Source organism: Streptomyces sp. NPDC054883 (assembly GCF_053610645.1).
Genome location: NZ_JBSGYT010000021.1, coordinates 97,290 through 119,529, shown reverse-complemented (window position 1 = coordinate 119,529; position 22,240 = coordinate 97,290). Strand labels below are relative to the sequence as shown.

The window sequence follows — 22,240 nt, the reverse complement described above, 5'->3', positions numbered from 1 at the left end:
GTCCGCCGGAGCCGGCGCCCCCGGCCCCCGCCGGGCCGCCCGGGGAGCGCGTCGGCCTGCCCCGGTCCGGCCGGCCCGAGCCGGCGGTGCCCGAGCCGGCGGCGGACGCCCCGGCGCCGGACGCGGACCGAACCGGGCCGGACGGGCGGCGCGGCGGGGGCGGACCGGCCCCGCTCGGGCGGTTCCTGGCGAAGGCCGCCGCCGTCACCGCCGGACTCACCGCCGCCGGAGCGGTGTTCGGCCTCGTGCGGGACCAGACCATCGCCCACCTCTTCGGCGCCGGACACGACAGTGACGCCTTCCTCATCGCCTGGACCGTCCCCGAGATGGCCTCCACGCTGCTCATCGAGGACGCCATGGCGCTGCTGATGGTGCCCGCCTTCAGCCACGCACTGGCCCGCCGGGCCGCCAGCCGGGCCGGGCTCACCCGCAAGGAGGCCCGGAGCCAGGACCCCGTACGGCTGCTCGTCGGAGCCACCCTGCCCCGCCTCGCCGTGCTCCTGGCCGCCGTCGCCTCCGTACTCGTCCTCGCCGCGCCGCTCGTCGTGGGCGTGCTCGCGCCCGGCCTCCCCGACCCCGGACTCGCCGTCCAGTGCACCCGGATGACCGCGCTGACGGTGCTCACCTTCGGCGTCGCCGGGTACTTCAGCGCCGCGCTGCGCGCACACCGCTCGTTCCTGCCACCCGCCGCGATCTACGTCTCGTACAACATCGGCATCATCGGCACGATGGTGGTGCTGCACGCCGTCTGGGGGGTGCGGGCAGCGGCCGCCGGAGTCGCCGTCGGCGGGGCGCTGATGGTCCTCGTGCAACTCCCGGCGTTCATCCGCAACGTGGGCTTCGGCCCGAACCGCGTCAAAGCGGCCCCGCGCAGCCAGCGCGACCGGGACCGGCCGACGCTGATCGCCTTCGGGCTGATCGCGCCGGTCATCTTCTTCGCCGTGTTCCGCCAGTCGCAGGTCCTCGTCGAGCGGTTCCTCGCCGCATCCCTGCCGCCCGGCGCGATCTCGCACCTCAACTACGCGCAGAAGGTCGCGCAGATGCCGATGGTGCTCTCCTTGATGATCTGCACCGTCACCTTCCCCGTCGTCGCCCAGGCCATGGCCGGCGGTGAACGCGAGAAGGCCCGCCGGCGCGTGGAACAGGACCTGGCGCTCGCCTCGCTCGCCGTCCTGATGGGCACCGCCCTCGTCATCGGGTACGCGCCCCAGATCATCCAGGTCCTCTTCGAGCGCGGGGCGTTCACCCACCACGACACCCTGGCCACCGCCTCCGTCATGCGCGTCTACGGCCTGGGGCTGCTGGGCCACTGCCTCGTCGGGGCGCTGAGCCGGCCCTTCTTCTCGACCGACCGGCCCACCTGGTTCCCCGCGCTCGCCATGGGCGCGGGGCTCCTCGTCAACATCGTGGCCGGCGCCTTCGCCGTCGGCTGGTGGGGCACCTACGGCATCGCCGCCGCCAACGCCGCCGGGATCTCCACGACCGCCGCGCTCCTGCTCACCGGACTCGGCTCCCGGATCGTCCCCATCCAGGTCCGCCGGGTCGCCGTCAGCATCGGCCGGCTCGCCGTCGCCGCCTTCGCGGCCTGCGCCACCGGGTGGATCGCCGGACCGATGATCCCCGACCCGCTGCTCAGCGCCGCGCTCGGCTGCCTGCTCGTCCCCGCCATGTTCGGGGCCACCGGGATGGCCATGCGGGCCCTGGAGATCACCGCCCTGCCCGAACAGATCAGCCAGCTCACCTCCCAGCTCACCCAGAGGTTCCGTCATGACCGCTGACACCGACACGGCGCCCGTCGCCTCGGTGGTACCCACCCGCCGGACCGCATCGCCGTGGGTCCTGATGTACCACTCGGTCACCGAGTTCACCGATCCCGCCGAGGACCCGTACGGGATCACCGTCACCCCGGTTGCGCTGGAGGCGCAGCTGCTGTGGCTGCGCTCCCGGGGACTGCGCGGGGTGTCCGTCGGCGAACTGCTCCGGGCCCGCGCCGCCGGGCGGGACGCCGGGCTCGTCGGGCTCACCTTCGACGACGGCTACACCGACTTCCTGACCCGGGCGCTGCCCCTGCTGCGCCGCTACGACTGCACCTCCACCCTGTTCGTGCTGCCCGGGCGGCTCGGCGTCGACAACGTGTGGGACCCGCTCGGACCGCGCAAGCCGCTGCTCACCGCCGAAGGCATCCGCGAAGTCGCGGCGGCGGGACAGGAGATCGGCTCGCACGGGCTGCTGCACCGGGACCTCACCGCCATGCCCGAAGACGTCCTCCAGCAGGAGCTGCGCGGCAGCCGGGAGCTGATCCGCGAGCTGACCGGGACCCTGCCCGAGGGGTTCTGCTACCCGTACGGCCACCTCGACGTCCGGGTGGTGGAGGCGACGGCGGCCGCCGGGTACGGGTACGCGTGCGCCATCGACCCCGGCCCGCTCGCGGGGCGGCACGCCATGCCGCGCACGCACGTCAGCCAGGCCGACGGCGGGGCCCGGCTGCGCGTCAAGCAGCTGCGCCACCAGGCCCGGCAGCTGGTGCGCGGGGTGCGGTGGTGAAGGCGCTGCACATCATCACGGGGCTGGGCGTGGGCGGCGCCGAACAACAGCTGCGGCTGCTGCTGCGGCACATGCCGATGCGGTGCGACGTGCTGACGCTGACCAACCCGGGACCGGTGGCCGAGGGGCTGCGGGCCGACGGGGTCCGGGTCGTGCACCTCGCCATGAAGGGCAACCGGGACCTGGCCGCGCTGCCGAGGCTGGTGCGGTTCATCCGGCGCGGCCGGTACGACCTGGTGCACACGCACCTGTACCGGGCCTGCCTGTACGGGCGGCTCGCGGCCCGGCTCGCGGGGGTCGGGGCGATCGTGGCCACGGAACACTCCCTGGGCGGGGCCGAGATCGAGGGCCGGCCGCTGTCGCGCGGGGTGCGGGCGCTGTACCTGGCCGGTGAGCGGCTCGGCGGGGCGACGGTGGCCGTCTCGGAGACGGTGGCGGGCCGGCTGGAGGCCTGGGGGGTGCCGGCCGAACGGGTGCACGTCGTACCGAACGGGATCGAGGCCGTCCGGTTCCGCTTCGACGAGGGCGTACGGCGCGCCACGCGGGCCCGGACCGGGCTGCCGGAGCGGGCGTTCGTGGTGGGCGGGGTCGGCCGGCTGGTGCCCGGGAAGCGGTTCGACGTGCTGGTGCGGGCCGTGGCCGCGCTGCCGGGGGCGCACCTGGTGCTGGCCGGGGACGGTCCGGAGCGGTCCGCGCTGCGGCGGCTGGCCGGGGAACTGGGGGTGCAGGGCCGGATCCACCTGGTGGGAGAGCGGGACCCGCTGGGGGACGGCGCGGACGGCCGGACCCCGGGGGTGGCGGCGCTGCTGGCGGCGATGGACGTGTTCGTGTCGCCGTCGCGGGAGGAGGCGTTCGGGCTGGCGGTGGTCGAGGCGCTGGCGGCGGGGCTGCCGGTGCTGCACGTCACCTGCCCGGCGGTCGACGACCTTCCGGCCGCGCAGGCGCCGGGGGCGCGGCGGATCGGTACGGGCACGGAGGAGCTGGTCGCGGCGCTGCGAGGGCACATGGAGGCGGGGGCGCGGCGGCTGCCGGTACCTCCGGTGGTGCGGCGGTACGACATCGCGCGGAGCGCGGAACAGCTCCTGGCGGTCTACGCCGCGACCCTGGCCCCGGCCCCGGCGGGGCCGGATCCGCGGGGCGCCGCCCCGGGCCCCGCGCCCCAGGCGCCGGCGGGGCCGGAGCTGCCCCACCCGGCCGGGGCCGACAGCCGGGGCGCCGCCCCGGACCGGGCTCCTCGATCGCCGGCGGGGCCGGAGCTGCCCCACCCCGCCGGGGCCGACAGCCGGGCCGCCGCCCCGGGCTCCGCCCCCGGACAGGGCGGCGGCAGCGGTAGTGGCGATCACCGCCGATGAGCAGTTCTCCCGCACGGGTCCCCGGTCGGGGGCCGAAGGAAGTCCCCTCCACTCAGGAAGCGAGCACGCACATGGCCGACACCGCCGAACAGAAGAAGTCCGACCACCGCCGCCGGATCCGGGTCCCGCGGCCGCCCGCGTGGTGGCCGTTGCCCGCCTGCGCGCTGCTGGGGCTGGCCGCGGGCGGGGCGTACGGGGTGCTGAAGGCGCCCGAGTACGCCGCCACCAGTTACGTCGTCGCCGTACCCAACGAGACCACCGAGCCCGCCACCGCACTCGGCTTCGCCCAGGCCTACGCCCGCATCGCCACCAGCAGCTCCACCCTCGCCTACGCCCAGCCCCGCGCGGGCATCGACGCCGGGCAGCTGCGGACCCGGGTGCGCGCGGAGACCTCGCCGGACTCCCCGATGATCGCCATCACCGGCACCTCCAAGAGCCCGGCCGAGGCCGCCGACATCGCCAACGCCGTCGCCGACGCGCTGTCCCTGAGCAGCAACCAGGCCGCCAAGAACACCGGCGTGCAGCTCATCCTGTTCAACCAGGCCGTCGCCCCGGCCGACCCCGCCTCCCCGTCCGCGCCCGTCAGCGGCGCCGTCGGGCTGTGCGCCGGCGGTCTGCTCGGCGGCCTGTGGCTGCTGGCCCGGCCCACGCGGCGGCGCCGCGGGACGCCCGCCGGCGAGCCCGTCGTGGAGGAGTACGCCTCGCTGCCCGCGCAGGGCGAGCCCGCCCCGGTCAAGGAGAAGGAGTCCGTGCGATGACCTCGGGCTCCACCGGGGCCCTGTCGGTGACGCTGTGCCGCGATCCCCGGCAGTTCGCCGCGCTGGAGGAGCAGTGGAACCGGCTCCTGCGCGGCTGCCCCACCGCCACCCCCTTCCAGAGCCACGCCTGGCTGCACTCCTGGTGGCTCTCGTACGGCCGCGACGGAAGGCTGCGGCTGCTCCTCGTACGGCGCGGGGAGGAACTGGTCGGCGCGGCCGCGCTGACCCTCGTACACCGGCCGCTGCCGCTGCTGGTGCCGCTCGGCGGCGGGATCACCGACTACTTCGACGTGCTCGTGGCCCCGGACCACGCCGACCATGTCGTCCCGGCGCTGGCCCACGGCCTGCACCGGGCCGCCCGCGGCGCCGTGGTGGACCTGCGCGAGGTCAGGCCCGGCGCCGCGGCCGAGGCCCTCTTCGAGGCCTGGCCCGGGGCCCGGGCCAGGCTCGCCGACTCCACCTGCATGGAATTGCCGACGCTGCCGTTCGACCAGCTGGTCAAGCGCATGCCCGCGTCCGGCGCGCAGCGGGTCCGGGCCAAGCTCCGCAAGACCGACGCCGCCGGGATCGAGGAGCACGACGTCACCGAACACGAGGTGCCGGGGGCCGTACGGACGCTGCTGCGGCTGCACGAGAAGCAGTGGCGCGGACGCGGGGTCACCCCGGAGCACCTCAAGCCGCGCTTCGCGGAGCACCTCACCCGGGCGACCCGGCGGATGGTCCGGGCGGGCGAGGGCCGGCTGACCGAGTTCCGCCTGGACGGGAAGGTGGTGGCCGCCAACGTCACGCTGCTGTCGGCGGCGCTGAGCGGCGGCTACCTGTACGGGGCCGACCCGGACCTGCGCGAGAGGAAGGTGGACATCGCCACCCTGCTGCTGCGCTACGAGGCCGGCCGCGCCCTCGCCGAGGGCCGTCCGGTGGTGAGTTTCCTGCGCGGCAACGAGCCGTACAAGAACCACTGGCGGCCCGAGGCGGTCGTCAACCAGCGGCTCCTGCTGTCCACGAACGCGCTCGCGCCCCTGCTGCGACTGCACGAGTCGCAGGTGACGGGGCGCGAGCGGGCGGTGGACGCGCTGCGCGAGGCGCTGCCGGCCGCCAGGGACTGGCGGGCGCGGCTGAACGAACTGCGGGTGCGATGACGGGAGGCACGCGCCCGCGACCGGGCCGTCGGCGCCCCGGCGGTGACCAGCGCCGGGGCCGGCGGCTAGAACGGCCAGAGCGAGCCCTTGCTCCAGTTGATCTTGATGCAGACGGCCTGGTTGCCGACGAGCTTGGAGAGCCACTCGCCGAAGTTGATCGGCACGCACCACTGGGTGGTGTTGGTGGTGGGCGGATTCGGCTCGGGCGCCACGGGCACGACGGGCACGGCGGGCGCCGACGGGCTCGGCACGGCCTCCGAGGGCTTGGGCGCGGGAGTCGGCGTGGGGGTGGGTGTCGGCGCGGGTGTGGGGGTCCCCGACGCGTCGGGGACCGGGACGGCCGGGACGGCCGGCGGGACCGAGGGGCTCACGGGAGTGGGATCCGGTGTGCTCGGGAGCGGGAGCGGGACCGGCGTCTCGGATGCCGGCACCTCGGGTGTGGGCACGAGCGGAGTGGGCGTGGGCGTGGGGGTCGGCGCCTGGGGTGTGGACGCGACGGGCCCCGGCACGGAGGGGCTGGGCACGGCCGGCGGCGACGGGACGACCGGCGGTGTGGGCACGGCCGGCGGTGTGGGAACGACGGGCGGTGTGGGTACGACGGGCGGTGTGGGTACGACCGGCGGTGTGGGTACGACCGGCGGTGTGGGTACGACCGGCGGGGTCGGGACCACCGGCGTCGGGGTGACCGGGACCGGCGTGCGCGGGGTCAGAGCGGCGCGGAAGGCCTTGGCCGACTGCGGGTTCGCCTTGCACTGCCACACGCCGTGCGGGCAGTAGTCCGTGATGGTGTGGTACAGCGGCTTGTGCTGCTCGATCCACTTGAGCATGCGCCGTACGTACTCGGGATTGTCCCCGCGCCGGAACAGTCCCCACTCCGGGTACGAGATCGGCTTGCCGTGTGCTTTCGCGAAGTCGACGTGCTGTTGGAGCCCGTACGGCTGGGTGACCTGGTCGTCGAAGGTCCGGCCGGGGGCCTGGTCGTACGAATCCATCCCGATGACGTCGACCACGTCGTCACCGGGGTAGCAGCGGGTCCAGCCGATCGCGTCCGAACCCCGGTTCGGGGCGAAATCGAACTTGAACTTCTGTCCGGGCACGGAACGCATGGCGTTGACGACGCGCTTCCAGTACGCCTTCCAGTTCTCCGGATCGGGACCGCAGCGGTGGGTGTACGTGGAGCCGTTCATCTCCCACCCGAGCACGACGACGGTGTCCGGCACGCCCAGTTCCACCAGCCGCTCGGCGAGCTTGCGGAAGTGGCCGTCGTAGTCGCCCCGCGCGCCCGCCCTGATCAGCCGGGCCACCTGCCAGTCGGGCACCCGGTCCTCGTTGCGCGCCTGCATGGGCACGTTGAGGACGAACATCCGGTCGTCGTCGGCCTGCCGCCACTCGGCCCAGTCCTCCAGGAACTCGACGGAGCCCTCGATCCCGGCCCACCGGTCGCCGGGCAGATAGGTGTGTCCGACCCGGATCTCCTTGCCGCCCAGCCAGCGCGACAGGTACGGGATCCGGGCGACACCGGGCGGCCCGTAGTCGAGGTAGGCGCCCATGGCGACGTCGGAACCGGAACCGGCCGGCGGTTGCGGTTCGGGCGCCGCCAGCGCCGCGCCGGACGCGAGGAGTCCGGCCGTGACCGTACCGATGCAGGTGCTCGCCAGTCGGCGGTGTGGTCTGCGCATGGCGTCTCCCGAGCTTCCTGAACCGGTGCGGTCACCAACGACGTTAGACATCACATCCGACGAATGGCCTGTCCGATGACCCATCAGTAGGCCATTCGCAGGTGCGTACCCTTCCCGTTTGGTCCGACTAGGTGAAAGACACCGCTGCCATGCACGCGTTCGCCAACCATGTGCCCGCTGTACTGCTCAGACTCGATCGCAATCCGTTCCACCACGGAACCCTCGGCGCCGTCAGATCCCTTGGCCGCAGGGGCGTGGAGGTCCATGCCGTCGTCGAGGCCGGGGGAGGTCCCATGGGGCGTTCGCGGTACCTGCGCGCCGCGCATCCGGGGCCCGAGGGCGGGCTCGATCCGCAGGCGCCGGAGGCGTTGCTGGAGTGCCTCGTCGGGGTGTCCGAACGGATCGGGCGGCCGGCGGTGCTGGTCGCGATGGACGACCTGAGCGCCATCGCGGTGGCCCGGATGGCGCCAATGCTGAAAGGGCGTTACCGGATCCCCCATCAGCCCGACGGCCTTCCCGCCAAGGTCGCCGACAAGGCGGAACTGGCCCGGCTGTGCGCGCGCTGGGAGATCCCGCACCCGGAGACGGTGATCCCGGCGAGCGGATCCGAGGCGGCCGAGGCCGTGTGGCGGCTCGGTCTGCCGGTGGTGGCGAAGTGGAGCCGGCCGTGGCTGCTGCCGGCGGGGGCCGGACTGCGCAGCACCACGCTGCTGCACGGCGCCGCCGAGGCGCGGCGGCTGTACGAGCGTTCGGCGGAGGCGGGCAGCCGGCTGCTGCTCCAGCGGTTCCTGCCCGCCGGTACGGACACCGACTGGTTCTTCCACGGGGCGTTCGCCCGGGGCGGGCGCCCGCTGCTGGTCGGATCGGGCCGCAAGGAGCTGTCCTGGCCGGTGCGGACGGGGCTGACGGCGGTGGGGCGGTGGCTGCCGGATCCGGCGGTGGAGGAGGCGGGGCTGAGGCTCGCCGAACGGCTGGGCTACCACGGGATCCTGGACCTCGACTTCCGCCGCGACGAGCGGGGCTGCTTCCGGCTGGTGGACTTCAACCCGCGCCCCGGGGCGCAGTTCCGGCTGTTCACCGACGCGAGCGGGCTGGACGTGGTCCAGGCGATGTACCTGGACCTGACGGGGCAACGGGTGCCGGAGCCGTCGGGCGGCCCCGGCCGGGTGTTCGTCGCGGAGAACTACGCGCTGCTGGCGGCCGTACGGGGGCGGCGCCTGCCGTTCGCCCCGGGCGGCGCGCGGGAAGCGGCCGCGGCCGCCCCGGCCGGACCGCGGCGCGGCCGGGTGGAGGCGGCCTGGTTCGCCGCCGACGACCTGATGCCGTTCCTGGCGATGCTGGCCGCGTTCCTCGGGCGGGGTGCGGACAAGGGGGCGGGGCTGCTGCGCGGGGTTCCCGCGCGGGGGCGGCGCACCGCCCGAGCGGTGGTCCGGGCGCCCCGCCAGCGGGGCCGGCAGCAGCCGCCGGCCGCTTCGGGCGGCCCGGCCGCCCGGCCGCCGGAGGCTTCGGCGGAGCCGGACGAGCTGGTGACCCGGTGACCCGGTGACCCGGTGAGACCGCCTGCCCCCCGCCCCGCCGCGCGGGCCGTGCGGGTGGCCCCGGACCGGGGCGGGGGGCCGCAGGCGCGGGGTCGGGGCCGGGTATCCATGGGACTGGAAGGACAGCGATGACGCGGATGGACGATCTCGTGGTGGTCGGTGCGGGACCGTACGGGCTGTCGATCGCCGCGCACGCGGCGGCCGCCGGGCTGCGGGTACGGGTCCTGGGACGGCCCATGGCGTCGTGGCGGGACCACATGCCCGCGGGCATGTACCTCAAGTCGGAGCCCTGGTCGTCCAGCCTGTCCGCGCCCGGGGGCCGGTACACGCTGGCCGACTACTGCGCCACCCGGGGGCTGACCGCCGAGCACGGCAGCCCGCTGCCGATCGGCACGTTCAGCGCGTACGGGCTCTGGTTCGCCCGGCACGCGGGCGGTCCCGAGGTGGAGGAGGTCACCGTCACCGAGGTGGCCCCGCGCGGTGACGGGTTCGTGGTCAGGACGGCGCAGGGCCCGCCGCGGCTCACCCGCACGGTCGCGCTGGCCGTCGGGGTCATGCCGTTCGTGAACTTCCCCGCGGCGCTGCGCGACCTCCCGCCCACCCACTACTCGCACAGCAGCGGCCACCGCGACCTCGCGCGGTTCGCGGGCCGCGAGGTCGCCGTCCTCGGCGCCGGGCAGGCCGCCCTGGAGACCGCCGCGCTGCTGGCCGAGGCGGGGGCCCGGCCGTGTCTGGTGGCCCGGCGGCCGCGGCTGAACTGGAACACCGTCCCGCAGCCCCTGGAGCGGTCACTGCCCCGCGCGCTGCGCGACCCGCACAGCGGGCTCGGCACCGGCTGGCGCAGCTGGGCGTGGTCGGAGCTGCCCTGGGCGGTACGCAGGCTGCCCGCGGCGACCCGGGAGCGGATCGCCGCCACCGCACTGGGGCCGGCCGGGGCGTGGTGGCTGAGGGACCGCTTCGAGCAGCGGGTACCCGTACTGCTCGGGCACCACCTGCACCGGGCGGTCGCGGTCGGCGAGCGGACCCGGCTCGGGCTGACCACGGCGGCCGGGGAGTCGGTCGTACTGGACGTCGCGCACGTCATCGCGGCGACCGGTTTCACCCCGGAGCTGCGCCGGCTGGAGCTGCTCGACGCGGGGCTGCGGGGGGCGCTGGCGGTCGTGGGCGACGGCGGCACACCGGAGCTGGGCCCCCGGTTCGAGTCGTCGTGGCCCGGCCTGTTCTTCGCCGGGCTGCTGACGGCTCCCTCGTTCGGCCCTTCCATGCGATTCGTGCACGGCGCCGGCTTCACGGCGGGGAGACTGGTCAAGGGAGTCCTGGGGCGCCTCGGCGGCCGGGGCGCGCTGCCGGGTCCGCCCGGCGGATTCCGGGTCGACCGGGCGGCCGCGGGGTATCCCAAGACGTATCTGCGGTGAGCGGCTTCGGTGCGCTGAGAAAGGGTCGTGATGGGCGCGGAGCGAGCACAGGGCGGCGGCCGTGGCTGGGTACGCATTCCGGCGAGCCGCGCGGAACAGCCACCGGCCAGGCCCGCCGCCGGTCCTGCTCCCGGCGAGCAGTACACGATCTACCTCTCCCTCCTCTCGCGCTGGCGGGAGGCCGGGCGGACCCTTCCGGGGCATCCTGACGAGGAGTGGGAGCGGCTCATTTCCCAGCCGTGCTGGCCAGGCCGTTAGGTGGTGTGTGTCTCTTGGCAGCGGCGGAGCGATCCGACGGACCCGGGCGGGACGGCCCGGAAGCACGGGAGCCCCTGACCGGGCCCGGGGAGCGGCTGGCCATGAACGGCATGGGCAGCTTCGACTGGAACCTCGGCACCGGGGTGCTGGTGCTGGACGATCCCGGCCTGACCGTCTTCGACCTGGAGCGGGAGGAGTTCGACGACACCCCGGAGGGCCTGGGACTGCGGATCCCGGCCGATGACAGCGCGCGCCTCGCCGACACCGTGCAGGGCGTCCTGGACGGCGGGGAGGAGACGTACGGCGCGTACTTCACCGTGCGCCGGCGCGACGGACGCGACCAGTGGACGCACACGCAGGGCCGGGTGCTGCGCGATCCCGGCGGGAGGCCGCTGCGGATCATCGGGATCGTCCGGGACGCGACGGCCGAACTCGCCCACCTGAGCGCGCTGCGGAAGCTGGAGACGGCGCGCGCCCACCAGGCGACCATCGTGCAGCGCACCACCGAGGCCCTGTCGCGGGCGGTGACGGTCGACGACGTGACGGCGAGCCTGACCGGGGCCGGCGCGCTGGAGCGGCTCGGCGCGGACGGGCTGGCGCTGGGGCTGGTCGAGAACGACGCGATCAAGATCATCGCGCTGAGCGGGGAGAGCCTGGAGATCCTCAGCGAGCGGCAGTTCACCCGGCTGGACGGATCGTTGCCGCTTTCGCACGCGGTGGTCACCCGGCAGGCACGCTTCGCCACCTCCCTCACCGAGATCGCGGACGAGTTCCCGCTGCTCGCGGACTACCTCGCCAGGATCCCGTACAACGCGGCCGCCTATCTGCCGCTGATCGCGCAGGCCAAGGCGATCGGCGGGCTGGTGCTGTTCTACCGGCGGCGCAGCGAGTTCAGCCCCGAGGAGCGCAACCTGTGCCTGGGCCTGGCCGGCATCGTGGCCCAGTCGCTCCAGCGGGCCCTGCTCTTCGACCAGGAGCGGGAGTTCGCCACCGGCCTCCAGGCCGCCATGCTGCCGCGCCGGATCCCGGAGATCAGCGGCGGGGAGATCGCGGTGCGCTACCACTCGGCCTGGAGCGGGCGCGAGGTCGGCGGGGACTGGTACGACGTGATCGCGCTGCCCCGGGACCGGGTCGGCATCGTCGTGGGCGACGTACAGGGCCACGACACCCACGCGGCGGCGATCATGGGCCAGCTGCGGATCGCGCTGCGGGCCTACGCGGGCGAGGGGCACCCGCCGTCCACGGTCCTGGCGCGGGCCTCCCGCTTCCTCGCCGAACTCGACACGGAACGCTTCGCGACCTGCATGTACGCGCAGGTGGACCTGGAGACGGGAGGCGTACGGGCGGTCCGCGCGGGCCACCTCGGACCGCTGATCAGGCACACGGACGGGCGTACCGGCTGGCCGAACGTCCGCGGCGGCCTGCCGCTCGGGCTGGCCTCGGTGTTCGAGCAGGAGGAGTTCCCCGAGACCCGCCTCGACCTGGTGCCCGGTGAAACGCTCGTGCTGTGCACCGACGGGCTCGTGGAGGAGCCCGGGACCGCCATCACTCAGGGCATGGAGGCGCTGGCCCACGCGGTGCGCAGCGGCCCCGAGGGCGCCGGGGCCCTCGCCGACCACCTCTCGGACCGGCTCTGGGAACGCTGGGGCTCCGGGGACGACGTGGCCCTGCTGGTGCTGCGGCGGGCCCCCGACCCGGGCACGCACCGCGCGCCGCGGATCCACCAGTACATCCACCAGGCCGACCCGGAAGGCCTGTCGGAGGCCCGCTACGCCCTGCGGCAGGCGCTGCGCGACTGGGGCATGCCGGAGCTCGCCGACGACGTGGAGCTGGCGGCGGGGGAGCTGCTGGTCAACGCCCTGCTGCACACCGACGGCGGGGCGGTGCTGACGATGGAGGTGCTGCCCGAGCCGGTCCGGCGGATCCGGCTGTGGGTCAAGGACCGCTCCAGCGTGTGGCCGCGCCGGCGTACCCCGGGGGAGTCGGCCACCACCGGGCGCGGGCTGCTCCTGGTGGACGCGCTGGCCTCGCACTGGGGGGTGGAGTCCCGGGGCGAGGGCAAGGCCGTGTGGTGCGAGTTCGAGGCGACGGGCGTCCCGCGTGGCGCGGTGTGACCGGACGGTCGCACCGGGTTGTGCGGTGCGGGGTGCGGGGTGATGATGCGGCCATGGAACCGACGTGTGACACGGGGGACGTGACGTGCGCCGCCTGAACGGGCGGGTCGCCACCGCCGTCCTGGCCCTGCTCCTGCTGGCCGCCGGCATCCCGGCGGTCGTCGACTGGACGACCGGCCTGCCGCACGCGGACCCCGGCTGCCAGACCGTGGCGTTCATGTCGATGACCGGCGTCGCGCCCCACTGCCGCTGACGCCCCCTCACGACGGCGCGGCGGCGGCCCCGCCCGGTAGCGGCGGCTACCGGACCGGCCGGCGCTATGGCTCCCGGGTTCGCCGTCCCGGTCACCGGTGGTCGAGCACCTCGACGCCGTGGACGTCCTCGGCAAGGGTGTCGACGGACTTCGGCATGATGCCGCCGGCCCGGTTCACCCGCTGGAGCCGTACCTCGACGCCCGCCTCACCGGCGTGCAGGCCGGGGGTCCAGGCGATCCTGGCGTGGCTGTGCCACTCGTGCACCGAGCCGTCGCAGACGGGCTCCTCGTCCGCGTTGCTGCCGAGACGGACGGAGTCCTGGACGACCACGGCCATCAGCTGGACCGCCCCCGCGGGTGACGGGTCGTTGCAGAGGTACGTCCCGGAAAGGGTGATCGTGCCCTCCGGCGTGATGTGGGCGTACGGCTGTACGGAAATCGCATTGTTGTAAGAGGTGGCGCTCGCGGGGGCGGCGAATACCGCCGCGGCAGCCAGTGCGGAGAACGCGGACAGGGCCATTCGGGGGCCGGTCAGGGCCATCATTCCTCCAGGTGGGCGTGGGTGGCGGAATTCCGCCGGAACGCATTGTGCTGGCAGTTGGGAGCCGACGCGCTCCGTGGGCTCGTGTCGGTGTGTGCAATTTCCCGACCGGGGGCGTGAAACTGGCCGCAATACATCCCCGAAGATCCCCGAAGGGATCCCGTATGCGCAGCCACTCCGCTTCCGTTCTCGCCGTCGCCGCCCTCCTGCCCTGCCTGCTGTTCGGTGCCACCGCCTGCCAGAGCGCGCCCGTGGGGGGCGCGTCGGCCCCCGCCGCGGCGGCGGCCGGCCCGGTCGACGACGGGGCGCCCGGCGCCGGGGAGGACCCGGCCGGGCCCGGGGCGCAGGCCCCGCCCGGCGCCGCGAAGGACGCTCATGTGGGTGAGTCCGTACGGGTCCGGGGGCGACAGGTGGGCCGTCACCTGCAGGTGGTGCTGAACGCGTACGTGGACCCGGCCGTCAGCGTCGACAAGAACTTCGCGCCGGCCGCCGGGACCCGCTGGGTGGCCGCCTCGATGTCGTTCGTCAACGTGGGCGGCGCTTCCTACGGGGCGCTCGGGCGGATGTGGGCCTACGACAGCGCGGGCGGGCGGCACGCGGTGGTGCCCACCGGCGAACTGACGACGGGCAAACCGCTCGTCTTCGATTCCCTGGAGGTCGGGGAACGGGCCGAAGGATGGGTGGTGTTCGAAATCCCGGAAAAGGTGCGCGCCGTGCGGCTCCAGTACCAGGACACGAACATCCAGGCGAATTCCGGCGGGGGATTCTGGGTGGTGTAGCGGCGCCGTAGCCCGCCCGGGTGAAAGGCCGTGAAAGGGTCGCGGGAGAGAGCACTAAGGTGCGGCGCATGACTTCAACCCAAGCCGAAATCGACCGCTCCGACCTCGGCACCCTCTCGGTGCTCGCCTGGATCGGCGACCCCTCCGAAGGCCACGACATCCCCTATCTCCTCGCCTACACCCTCGGCGACGGCCCTAAGGGCAGGGAGGCCGGGGAGGCGGCCGCCCGCGGGCTGCTGGAGGAGATCGGGCTGCCCATCGGCGACGTGGTCATGGACGGCACCCGCAGCCCCTCCACCTTCGCGGTGCAGATCCTGCTCGCGGGCAATCAGATCGCGCTCACCCTGCCCGGCCTGAACGCCACCTGCACCGCACCCGACGAGTGGGTGGCGGCGGCGAACGAGAGCGGCCAGGCGTATTTCCTCTTCGCCACCACCGCATGGCCCGAGGCGGTCCCCGGCCGCCCGGTGAGCCCGGAGCTGCTCCAGGCGTTCGCGGGCGATGAGGCGGTACTGACCAGCAGCGCCCACTGCGTCATCACGGTGCAGAGCCTGCGCCAGTAGCGGCGCGCCCCCCTCCCCGGCCGCCGGGCCCCCAGCCTGCCCGGTGGCCGGCCCCCCCGCCGGCCCCGTCAGGGCCGGTCGAAGGCGAACCGGAGTGAGCGGACCCGGTTGTCGAAGCTGGAGCCCGCCAGATCGGGCAGGCCCACCGCCCGCAGCCCCACCGGCCGGGTCAGCAGTTCCCGGAACAGCGCCTTCATCTCCACCCGGGCCAGGTGCGCGCCCAGGCAGAAGTGCGGGCCGCCGCCCCCGAAGCCCAGGTGCGGGTTGGGCGAGCGGGTGATGTCGAAGGCGTCCGGGTCGGGGAAGACGGCCTCGTCGCGGTTGGCCGAGGCGTAGTACAGCACCACCTTCTCGCCCGGCCGGAACAGCCGTCCGCCCAGCTCGTGTTCGGCGGCCACCGTCCGGCGGAACTGGATGATCGGCGTCGAGTGGCGGATCATCTCGTCCACCGCCCCGTCGGCGTGCGCCTCGAAATCACCGAGCAGCAGGTCCCGTTGGTCCGGGAAGTCGGTCAGCAGCGTCAGCCCGTGGGTGATGGCGTTGCGGGTGGTCTCCACCCCCGCCACCATCAGCAGCGAGAAGAACGCGCCCAGCTGGCGGGCGCCGAGCGCCTGGCCGTCCACGTTCGCCCGGACCAGCGCGGAGATCAGGTCGTCCTGCGGGTGCCTGCGCCGCTCGCGCCCGATGCCCGCGACCATCCGCTGCATCCGGGCCAGCGCCCGCAGCCCCCGCCCGGGCATCCGCAGCCGGGCCGCCAGGCCGCGCTCGACCCCGATGTTCTCCGAGGCGTGGTTGACCCGGTCGGCGATCTCCGGCCGGTGGTGCTCCGGGATGCCCATCATGTTGCAGATGACCTCCAGGGGCAGCCGGGAGGCCACCGCCGAGACGAACTCGTCCGGTTGCTGCGCCAGTACGTCGTCCACGATCCGGGCCGCCACCGCGTGGATGTCCGCCTCGGCCGCCGCCAGCAGCCGGGGCGTGAAGGCGCGCTGCACGATCTTCCGCAGCTGCGCGTGGTCCGGCCCGTCCAGATTGACCATGGAGTCACCGAACAGGGCCCGGACCCAGCGGGCCGGCTCGGGGGTGGTCACCCCGGGCGCGCTGGCGAACACCTTCGGCAGCCGGCTCGCCTCCTGTACGTCCGCGTGCCGTACGAGGGCCCAGTGGCCGCGCCCCCGGCCCTCGGGCACGAACACCGGGGCGTCGAGCGCCCGCAGCCGGGCGAAGGCGGCCAGCCGCTCCTGCGGGGGCAGTTGCCAGAAGGCCGGATCGGCGAGCTCCTGCCCGGGCCGGTCCGCGTACCGCTGTGCCGGGACCGTCATGGTCCGCACCTTCTTCCTCGTCGTCGGCGCAGTCGCCGTGCCGCCCCCGACCCCCTTGGTACTCACGCACCAGAACGCGTGCGCTCGGTCAAGGTCACGCCCACCGCCACCGAGGCCGCCATCACCAGCCCGGCCCACAGCACCGCGTACTCCCCGGTCCAGGCGCAGCCGAGGACCGCCAGCGCGGAGAGCGGCAGCAGCAGTTGCTGGGCCGTGGTGCGCTTGAAGTGGCGGGCGTGCAGGAGCCAAACGGCTGCCAGATAGAGGGCGGTGGGTACGGTCACCGCCAGATTGGCCGCCAGCTGCGAGACGTGGGCCTTGCCGACCGCCTGCTCGACCGCCAATTCCATCCCGGCGCCGATGGCCGCGGCCGAACCGAGGATCACGTAGTGCCCGTAACCCCACGGGATCGCCTCGCGGTTGGTGGCCAGCCGCTCGTGCGCGGGGACCGCGAAGTAGATCCACCAGGCGGCGAAGACGACCAGCAGGCCGCCCGCGGCGATCGGCAGCAGCACGCCCAGCGTCTCGTGCCCGTCGAGTGCGGACTGCACGGCGATGGTGCTCGCCGAGACCGTCTCGCCGAGGACGATCAGCGTGAACAAGCCGTACCGCTCCACGATGTGGTGCGGGTGCCAGGCCGTCTGGTGGTGTCTCTCGGCGATCACCGGGACGGAGAGCTCGGCCAGGACCAGCACCAGGAACAGCCAGCGCCGCGCCCCGGCGGGGGCCGCCAGCAGGGCGATCCACCCGGCCTGGCACACCACCAGGCCGGCGGCGTACAGCAGCGCCGACCGGCGGGCCGCGCCGCTCTCGCCCGCGGCCGCTCGCAGCCACTGCGCGGTGAGCGCGATGCGCATCACCACGTAGCCGATGATCGCGGCGGTCCAGTCCTGGCTGTCGAAGGCGCGCGGCACTCCGGCCGCGTAGATCAGCACACCGGAGATCTGGACGAGGGTCGCCAGCCGGTACGGGATGTCGTCGCAGTCGTAGGCGGAGGCGAACCAGGAGAAGTTGATCCAGGCCCAGAACACGCCGAAGAAGACGAACAGGTAGCCGGTGATGCCCGCGCCGACGTGTCCCTCGGCGAGCGCGTGGACCAGTCGCGCCCCGGCCTGGGCGACGGCGACGACGAAGCAGAGGTCGAAGAACAGCTCCAGCGGCGTCGCGGTCCGGTGCGCTTCGTCCGGCCGCCGGGCGGTCATCTGTACGTAGATCATGCCGCCCAGGACAGCAGCCGTACGCCGTCCGTGAACCGAGGCGCGCGGACTCCCGGCCAAAACCGGTACCCGCCCGGCCTCACCCGGACGGCGTATCGGCACATCGCCCATGGCGGTCCCGGACGGTACGGGTCGCCCGGTGCGGGACCGGGCCGAGCGGGGCGCCGGCGGGGCCGGCCGTACCCTGGAGTCATGAGCACCGCCTCCGCCTCCGACCGCAAGGACCCCGCGGACCCGTCCGGTCCCACGACCGGGTCCGGCGCCGCCGGGTCCGCCCCGGCGGCGAAGCCCGGGCCGAAGCCGAAGCTCGACTTCGGCGACCCGCTGGACCAGCAGTCCTCGGACGACACGGACCGCGGCTGGGGCGAGCGGCCCCCCGCCGGCGGGAGCGCGGCCGACCTGGCCCGCTTCCTCGACGAGAAGCCCCCGCACCACGTCTGAGCGCGAGACCTCAGATCGAACCGTCGCGCCCCTGCCCGTACCCCTGGCCGTAGCTCTGCGTCTGGCCGTAGCCCTGGCCCTGGACGCCCTGGGCGTGGCCACCGGCCGGGCCGGAGCCGTTGCGCTGGGCGACCAGGTTGTCGCGGATCTCCTTGAGGACCTCCAGCTCGGTGATCTCCATGGTCTCCTGCACGCCTTCCCGGGCCTTGCGCCGCTCTTCCAGCCGGGCCAGGTACTTGGCCATGGGGAGCACCATCAGGAAGTAGACGACCGCCGCGGTGATCAGGAAGGTCAGCGTGGCGTTCAGCACCGAACCCCACATGATGTTGACGCCCGTCGGCTCCCCCTTGGCGTCGACGCCGCACGGGGACTTCAGGCAGGACGAGTAGCCGTCCAGGCTCTTCGTGCCGACGGCGCCCACCACCGGACTGATGATCCCCTTCACCACGGAGTTCACGATGTTGGTGAACGCCGCGCCGATGACCACGGCCACCGCCAGATCGACGACGTTGCCGCGCATCAGGAAGGCCTTGAAGCCCGCCAGGACGCTCTCGTTCTTCTTGCTCACGACTGAGCCTCATCTCGCATCTACGGAACACGGAGCCGGTTTCGAAAACTACGGCAGTCGGGGCCCCTCGTGTCCAATCGATGCCCGTCCCGGAGCGACGTGACGGGTCACGTGTTCGATTCAGCACAACGTCACCGCCAGCCGTGACACGCTGCCGGCGCCCACCAGGGCCCGCGCGGTCTCCCGGGGCACCGACAGGACCACCAGGGCACCGCCGTCGCCCGGCGTCTTCTCCGGTTCCGGCACTTCGGCGACCCTGGCCGCGACCGCGACCACCCGGGGCGGCCCCGCGCGTTCCGCCGCCACCACGTCCACCCGGTCCCCGGGTCGCAGCAGCCGCACCGTCGCCGCGTCCGCGATGCGCACGGGGGCCGACACCATCCGCACCACCGCAGGTGGTGGCTGGTCCTCCGGCGGCCCGGCGCCCCGGGAGGCCCGCGCCTCCGTCCCGCCCACCGCCAGGGCGGCCGCCACGACGGCCAGCCCGGCCGCCCCGGCCCGCCGCCGACGGCGCAGGGCGCGCCTGAGCCGGTCCCCGCCACGCCCCACCCGCAGCGGTGGGAAGAGCGGCACGGGGCGCGCGGGGAGACAGATATGCGTGCGCGCGGGCAGCGCCGTGGGAGTACGCGCGGGCAGGCGCCCGGGCGCAGGAGCGGAGGAGGCGGAGGAGAGAGGAGAGGAGGACGAGAGAGGAGAGGAGGAGAGCTGCGGGGAAAGGAACCCGGACATGCTGAACACCACCTGGCTGTGAGTTCGGTGTCCGGACCCGGCGCCCGGACACCCCTCACCATCCGCCCCGGCGGCGGATCCCGCTCACGCCTGTGGACGGTCCCCAGGTTGTGGAAAACCCCATCACCCCCCGGGGTGAGACCGCGCGCTACGGCAGCTCGATGCCCAGGTCCCAGCCGTCGTGCGCGTGCGTGCACAGGCAGTCCCGCGAGTCCGTCGGCGGCAGGGCCGCGACCGCGTCGAACAGGACCTCGCGCAGCCGCCCGACGTTCTCACCGAACACGCGCAGCACCTCCGTGTGGGAGACGCCCTCGCCCGTCTCGGCGCCCGCGTCCAGGTCCGTCACCAGGGCCATCGAGGTGTAGCAGAGGCCCAGCTCCCGCGCGAGGACCGCCTCCGGGTGCCCCGTCATGCCGACCACCGACCACCCCATGGCCGCGTGGAAGAGCGACTCGGCGCGCGTCGAGAACCGGGGGCCCTCCACCACGACCATCGTGCCGCCGTCCACCGGTTCCCAGCCCCGCCCCCGCGCCGCGTCCATCGCCACCGCCCGGCCCACCGGGCAGTACGGGTCGGCGAAGGTGGTGTGCACGACGTTCGGTACGGCGCCCCCGGGCAGCGGCTCACCGTCGAAGAAGGTCTGCACCCGGGACTTCGTACGGTCCATCAGCTGGTCCGGCACCAGCAGCGTGCCCGGCCCGTACTCGGCCCGCAGACCGCCCACCGCGCAGGGCCCCAGCACCTGGCGCACGCCGACCGAGCGCAGCGCCCACAGGTTGGCCCGGTAGTTGATCTTGTGTGGCGGCACCGTGTGGCTGCGCCCGTGCCGCGGCAGGAACGCCACCGACCGGCCGGCCAGCTCGCCCAGGTACAGGGAGTCGCTCGGGGGCCCGTAAGGGGTCTCCACCTGGATTTCGGAGACGTCCTCCAGGAAGGAGTAGAAGCCCGAGCCACCGATGACACCGATCTCTGCGTTCGCCATGCGGCCACCCTAGCCGTGGACGCGCAAGGCCCCGCTGCCCAGGTGGGCGGCGGGGCCTTGCGGAAAGCGGACGGGTCAGGCAGCCGAGCTGGAGCTGCTGCTCGTGCTCGAAGCCGACGACGAGGAGGCCGGGGCGGCGGCGGGCGCCGGGGTGGACGGCGCGGCCGGCTTCGAGGCAGGCGTGCTGCTCGACGACGCACCGCGGCTGTCGTTCCGGTAGAAACCGGAGCCCTTGAAGACGATGCCGACCGCTGAGAACACCTTCTTCAGGCGTCCGTCGCAGTTCGGGCACACGGTCAGTGCGTCATCGGTGAACTTCTGCACGGCCTCAAGGCCCTCACCGCACTCGGTGCACTGGTACTGGTAGGTCGGCACGAATTTCCTCCTGGCACTCTCACTCAATGAGTGCTAACGACGCTCCATGGTGACGTATTCCGGCGGAACAGTCCACCGATCTCGGCCGTGCGGTGACCGACACCACCCTCAGACGGTGGTGAGGTCCCGCTGCCGGGCCCGGTTCTCCCGGCTCTCCGGGGCGCCCGACGAGCTGACGATCCGGCCGGCCGTCCTCGGCGCGAGCCTGGCCCGCAGGGACAGCAGCGTGACCAGCGCCAGCGCCGTGGCGGCGGCCGGCACGAGGAACCCGTACGAGGACCCGTGCGCGTCCGTAAGGCGGCCGGCCACGATCACGGCGATGGCCTGCCCGAAGGCGACCGCCCCGGTCAGCCAGGTGAACGCCTCGGTGCGGGCGTTCGCCGGGATCAGCGACTCGATCATCGTGTAACCGGTGATCAGGGCCGGCGCGATGCACAGACCGACGAGCAGGCCGAGCGCGGCCAGCAGGACCATCGAGTCGGCGGTCCACAGCAGCGACGCCGCGGCGGTCAGCCCGATGTAGCCGAGCAGCAGCCGGCGGCGCGGGCCGATCTTCCAGGCGATGGCGCCGCAGGCGATGCCGGCGACCATGTTGCCCGCCGCGAAGACGCCGTACAGCAGGCCGTTCGCACCCGGGTTGCCCATCTCGTCGGAGAAGGCGGCCATCGAGACCTGCATGCCGCCGAAGACGGCGCCGATCCCGAGGAAGGCGACGATCAGGACGCGCAGGCCCGGGAAGGACAGGGCCGAGGCCCGCTTGGTGCCGGTGGCGGACGGGGTGTGCGCCTTGGGCTGGGTGGCGCGCTGGGCGGCGAAGAACAGGCCGCCGACCAGCGACAGGGCGGCTTCGGTGATGAGACCGGCCGAGGGGTGCAGACCGGTGCACAGCGCGGTGGCGAGGACCGGGCCGACGACGAAGGTGAACTCGTCGGTGACGGACTCGAACGCGGCGGCGGTCGGCAGCAGCGGCGAGCCCTCCAGCTTGGCGGCCCAGCGGGCCCGGACCATGGGGCCGACCTGCGGCACCGAGGCGCCTGCCGGGATCGCGGCGGCCGCGACGGCGAGGACGGGGGCGCCGAGCAGCGCGAGCGCGACCAGGGCGCTCACGGCGGCGGCGTGGACGAGGACCACCGGCAGCAGGACGGCGCTCTGGCCGTGCTTGTCGGTGAGGTTGCCCATCACGGGGGCGCACAGCGCCATGGAGATGCCGGTGACGGCGGCGACGATGCCGGCGTTGGCGTAGGAGCCGGTCGTGTGCTGGACGAGCAGCAGGATGCTGATGGTCAGCATGCCGAAGGGGAGCCGGGCGGCGAAGCCCGGGAGCAGGAAGCCGAGGGCGCCGGGAGTGCGCAGGAGCTGCCCGTATCCGGGGCGGGCGGACGTGTCGGTCGTGACCGCGGATGTCACGGCCTTGCCTTTCCGCTGCCTGGTAGAACTCCCCGTCTGCGGACGGTGCATCGCCTTGTGGGCGAGTCGCACCCGTACATGTGGGAGCCCCGAGAGCTGTCCTCTTGCGCAGAACCGAGTGATACCTGGGCGCCCACTGCGGGAGGGAGCCACGGCCGCTTTGCGGTCGCGCCAGCTCTGCGTCAGGCAGAGTTGGTTCGATGTGGTGTGCCTTTATCGTACAGGCAGACCTCCGTCTGCGCCCTGTGATTCCGGCGACAAGGTAT

At 74.0% G+C, this 22,240-nt stretch carries 21 protein-coding genes; 12 read left to right on the top strand and 9 right to left on the bottom strand.

The features are described 5' to 3' along the window. The 5 genes from murJ to ACWGH1_RS17860 form a co-directional block, all read left to right on the top strand. On the top strand, positions 1-1,778 hold a 1,778-nt coding region (gene murJ / locus ACWGH1_RS17880; RefSeq protein ID WP_453408807.1), incomplete at its 5' end, for a murein biosynthesis integral membrane protein MurJ. Further along, positions 1,768-2,544: a polysaccharide deacetylase family protein gene (locus ACWGH1_RS17875; RefSeq protein ID WP_453356868.1), complete on the top strand. Its 777-nt coding sequence runs from the start codon at positions 1,768-1,770 to the stop codon at positions 2,542-2,544. The genes murJ and ACWGH1_RS17875, both read left to right, overlap by 11 nt. Then, on the top strand, positions 2,541-3,896 hold the full coding sequence (locus ACWGH1_RS17870) for a glycosyltransferase (RefSeq protein ID WP_453408806.1): 1,356 nt from the start codon (positions 2,541-2,543) through the stop codon (positions 3,894-3,896). The genes ACWGH1_RS17875 and ACWGH1_RS17870 overlap by 4 nt, the downstream gene beginning before the upstream one ends. Before the next feature lie 71 nt (positions 3,897-3,967). Beyond that, positions 3,968-4,654 (top strand): lipopolysaccharide biosynthesis protein, encoded by a 687-nt coding sequence (locus ACWGH1_RS17865; RefSeq protein ID WP_453357627.1) that lies wholly within the window; start codon positions 3,968-3,970, stop codon positions 4,652-4,654. Beyond that, positions 4,651-5,793 (top strand): GNAT family N-acetyltransferase, encoded by a 1,143-nt coding sequence (locus tag ACWGH1_RS17860; RefSeq protein WP_453408805.1) that lies wholly within the window; start codon positions 4,651-4,653, stop codon positions 5,791-5,793. Before ACWGH1_RS17865 ends, ACWGH1_RS17860 begins: the two co-directional genes overlap by 4 nt. A gap of 65 nt (positions 5,794-5,858) precedes the next feature. On the opposite strand, the gene ACWGH1_RS17855 is transcribed toward ACWGH1_RS17860, so the two are convergent. After that, the gene (locus tag ACWGH1_RS17855) at positions 5,859-7,472 is read right to left on the bottom strand and encodes a glycoside hydrolase family 26 protein (RefSeq protein WP_453353432.1); all 1,614 of its coding nucleotides are present in this window, start codon (positions 7,470-7,472) and stop codon (positions 5,859-5,861) included. Between the two features lie 149 nt (positions 7,473-7,621). On the opposite strand from ACWGH1_RS17855, the gene ACWGH1_RS17850 reads away from it, so the two are divergent. The 4 genes from ACWGH1_RS17850 to ACWGH1_RS17835 all read left to right on the top strand — a co-directional run bounded on the left by ACWGH1_RS17850 (position 7,622) and on the right by ACWGH1_RS17835 (position 13,050). Then, entirely contained in the window at positions 7,622-9,010 is a 1,389-nt protein-coding gene (locus ACWGH1_RS17850; RefSeq protein ID WP_453408811.1) for a carboxylate--amine ligase, read from the top strand. Positions 9,011-9,147: 137 nt separating this feature from the next. Beyond that, positions 9,148-10,425, top strand: coding sequence for an FAD-dependent oxidoreductase (locus ACWGH1_RS17845; RefSeq protein WP_453353433.1), 1,278 nt, complete (start codon positions 9,148-9,150; stop codon positions 10,423-10,425). Between the two features lie 359 nt (positions 10,426-10,784). Continuing rightward, positions 10,785-12,797 carry a SpoIIE family protein phosphatase gene (locus ACWGH1_RS17840; protein WP_453353430.1) on the top strand — a complete coding sequence of 671 codons (2,013 nt, stop codon included), beginning with the start codon at positions 10,785-10,787 and terminating at the stop codon, positions 12,795-12,797. Between the two features lie 85 nt (positions 12,798-12,882). Further along, positions 12,883-13,050: a hypothetical protein gene (locus ACWGH1_RS17835; RefSeq protein ID WP_453353429.1), complete on the top strand. Its 168-nt coding sequence runs from the start codon at positions 12,883-12,885 to the stop codon at positions 13,048-13,050. Positions 13,051-13,141: 91 nt separating this feature from the next. Here ACWGH1_RS17835 and ACWGH1_RS17830 read toward each other — a convergent pair whose 3' ends face one another. Beyond that, positions 13,142-13,594, bottom strand: a complete 453-nt coding sequence (locus ACWGH1_RS17830; RefSeq protein WP_453353428.1) for a DUF6299 family protein — start codon at positions 13,592-13,594, stop codon at positions 13,142-13,144. Between the two features lie 161 nt (positions 13,595-13,755). Here ACWGH1_RS17830 and ACWGH1_RS17825 point away from each other — a divergent pair, with 161 nt between their 5' ends. Next, on the top strand, positions 13,756-14,370 hold the full coding sequence (locus ACWGH1_RS17825; protein ID WP_453353427.1) for a DUF4352 domain-containing protein: 615 nt from the start codon (positions 13,756-13,758) through the stop codon (positions 14,368-14,370). Between the two features lie 68 nt (positions 14,371-14,438). Continuing rightward, the gene (locus ACWGH1_RS17820) at positions 14,439-14,933 is read left to right on the top strand and encodes a DUF5949 family protein (RefSeq protein ID WP_453353426.1); all 495 of its coding nucleotides are present in this window, start codon (positions 14,439-14,441) and stop codon (positions 14,931-14,933) included. A gap of 68 nt (positions 14,934-15,001) precedes the next feature. On the opposite strand, the gene ACWGH1_RS17815 is transcribed toward ACWGH1_RS17820, so the two are convergent. Together ACWGH1_RS17815 and ACWGH1_RS17810 are read right to left on the bottom strand one after the other, a co-directional pair. Next, on the bottom strand, positions 15,002-16,255 hold the full coding sequence (locus tag ACWGH1_RS17815) for a cytochrome P450 (protein WP_453353425.1): 1,254 nt from the start codon (positions 16,253-16,255) through the stop codon (positions 15,002-15,004). A 62-nt stretch (positions 16,256-16,317) separates the two neighbouring features. Continuing rightward, complete coding sequence (locus ACWGH1_RS17810) at positions 16,318-17,472, bottom strand: low temperature requirement protein A (protein ID WP_453353424.1); 1,155 nt, start codon at positions 17,470-17,472, stop codon at positions 16,318-16,320. 192 nt (positions 17,473-17,664) lie between these two features. On the opposite strand from ACWGH1_RS17810, the gene ACWGH1_RS17805 reads away from it, so the two are divergent. After that, the gene (locus ACWGH1_RS17805; RefSeq protein ID WP_453357264.1) at positions 17,665-17,913 is read left to right on the top strand and encodes a hypothetical protein; all 249 of its coding nucleotides are present in this window, start codon (positions 17,665-17,667) and stop codon (positions 17,911-17,913) included. A 10-nt stretch (positions 17,914-17,923) separates the two neighbouring features. Here ACWGH1_RS17805 and mscL read toward each other — a convergent pair whose 3' ends face one another. The 5 genes from mscL to ACWGH1_RS17780 all read right to left on the bottom strand — a co-directional run bounded on the left by mscL (position 17,924) and on the right by ACWGH1_RS17780 (position 21,974). After that, positions 17,924-18,481 carry a large conductance mechanosensitive channel protein MscL gene (mscL, locus tag ACWGH1_RS17800; protein WP_453357265.1) on the bottom strand — a complete coding sequence of 186 codons (558 nt, stop codon included), beginning with the start codon at positions 18,479-18,481 and terminating at the stop codon, positions 17,924-17,926. A 120-nt stretch (positions 18,482-18,601) separates the two neighbouring features. Then, positions 18,602-19,054, bottom strand: a complete 453-nt coding sequence (locus tag ACWGH1_RS17795; protein ID WP_453357266.1) for a hypothetical protein — start codon at positions 19,052-19,054, stop codon at positions 18,602-18,604. Between the two features lie 304 nt (positions 19,055-19,358). Beyond that, the gene (locus ACWGH1_RS17790; RefSeq protein ID WP_453357267.1) at positions 19,359-20,192 is read right to left on the bottom strand and encodes an S-methyl-5'-thioadenosine phosphorylase; all 834 of its coding nucleotides are present in this window, start codon (positions 20,190-20,192) and stop codon (positions 19,359-19,361) included. 75 nt (positions 20,193-20,267) lie between these two features. Then, positions 20,268-20,567, bottom strand: coding sequence for an FmdB family zinc ribbon protein (locus ACWGH1_RS17785; protein WP_453354361.1), 300 nt, complete (start codon positions 20,565-20,567; stop codon positions 20,268-20,270). Positions 20,568-20,675: 108 nt separating this feature from the next. After that, positions 20,676-21,974 carry an MFS transporter gene (locus tag ACWGH1_RS17780; RefSeq protein ID WP_453354360.1) on the bottom strand — a complete coding sequence of 433 codons (1,299 nt, stop codon included), beginning with the start codon at positions 21,972-21,974 and terminating at the stop codon, positions 20,676-20,678. Between the last annotated feature and the right edge of the window lie 266 nt (positions 21,975-22,240).

Excerpts from the sequence above, each read along its gene's own strand:
- ACWGH1_RS17850 (WP_453408811.1), top strand. The coding sequence starts at position 7,622 with ATGCACGCGTTCGCCAACCATGTGCCCGCTGTACTGCTCAGACTCGAT.
- ACWGH1_RS17820 (WP_453353426.1), top strand. The coding sequence starts at position 14,439 with ATGACTTCAACCCAAGCCGAAATCGACCGCTCCGACCTCGGCACCCTC.
- ACWGH1_RS17830 (WP_453353428.1), bottom strand. The coding sequence starts at position 13,594 with ATGATGGCCCTGACCGGCCCCCGAATGGCCCTGTCCGCGTTCTCCGCA.
- ACWGH1_RS17815 (WP_453353425.1), bottom strand. The coding sequence starts at position 16,255 with ATGACGGTCCCGGCACAGCGGTACGCGGACCGGCCCGGGCAGGAGCTC.
- ACWGH1_RS17790 (WP_453357267.1), bottom strand. The coding sequence starts at position 20,192 with ATGGCGAACGCAGAGATCGGTGTCATCGGTGGCTCGGGCTTCTACTCC.
- ACWGH1_RS17855 (WP_453353432.1), bottom strand. The coding sequence starts at position 7,472 with ATGCGCAGACCACACCGCCGACTGGCGAGCACCTGCATCGGTACGGTC.
- ACWGH1_RS17845 (WP_453353433.1), top strand. The coding sequence starts at position 9,148 with ATGGACGATCTCGTGGTGGTCGGTGCGGGACCGTACGGGCTGTCGATC.
- ACWGH1_RS17860 (WP_453408805.1), top strand. The coding sequence starts at position 4,651 with ATGACCTCGGGCTCCACCGGGGCCCTGTCGGTGACGCTGTGCCGCGAT.
- ACWGH1_RS17810 (WP_453353424.1), bottom strand. The coding sequence starts at position 17,472 with ATGATCTACGTACAGATGACCGCCCGGCGGCCGGACGAAGCGCACCGG.
- ACWGH1_RS17840 (WP_453353430.1), top strand. The coding sequence starts at position 10,785 with ATGAACGGCATGGGCAGCTTCGACTGGAACCTCGGCACCGGGGTGCTG.
- ACWGH1_RS17865 (WP_453357627.1), top strand. The coding sequence starts at position 3,968 with ATGGCCGACACCGCCGAACAGAAGAAGTCCGACCACCGCCGCCGGATC.
- ACWGH1_RS17805 (WP_453357264.1), top strand. The coding sequence starts at position 17,665 with ATGAGCACCGCCTCCGCCTCCGACCGCAAGGACCCCGCGGACCCGTCC.
- ACWGH1_RS17825 (WP_453353427.1), top strand. The coding sequence starts at position 13,756 with ATGCGCAGCCACTCCGCTTCCGTTCTCGCCGTCGCCGCCCTCCTGCCC.
- ACWGH1_RS17875 (WP_453356868.1), top strand. The coding sequence starts at position 1,768 with ATGACCGCTGACACCGACACGGCGCCCGTCGCCTCGGTGGTACCCACC.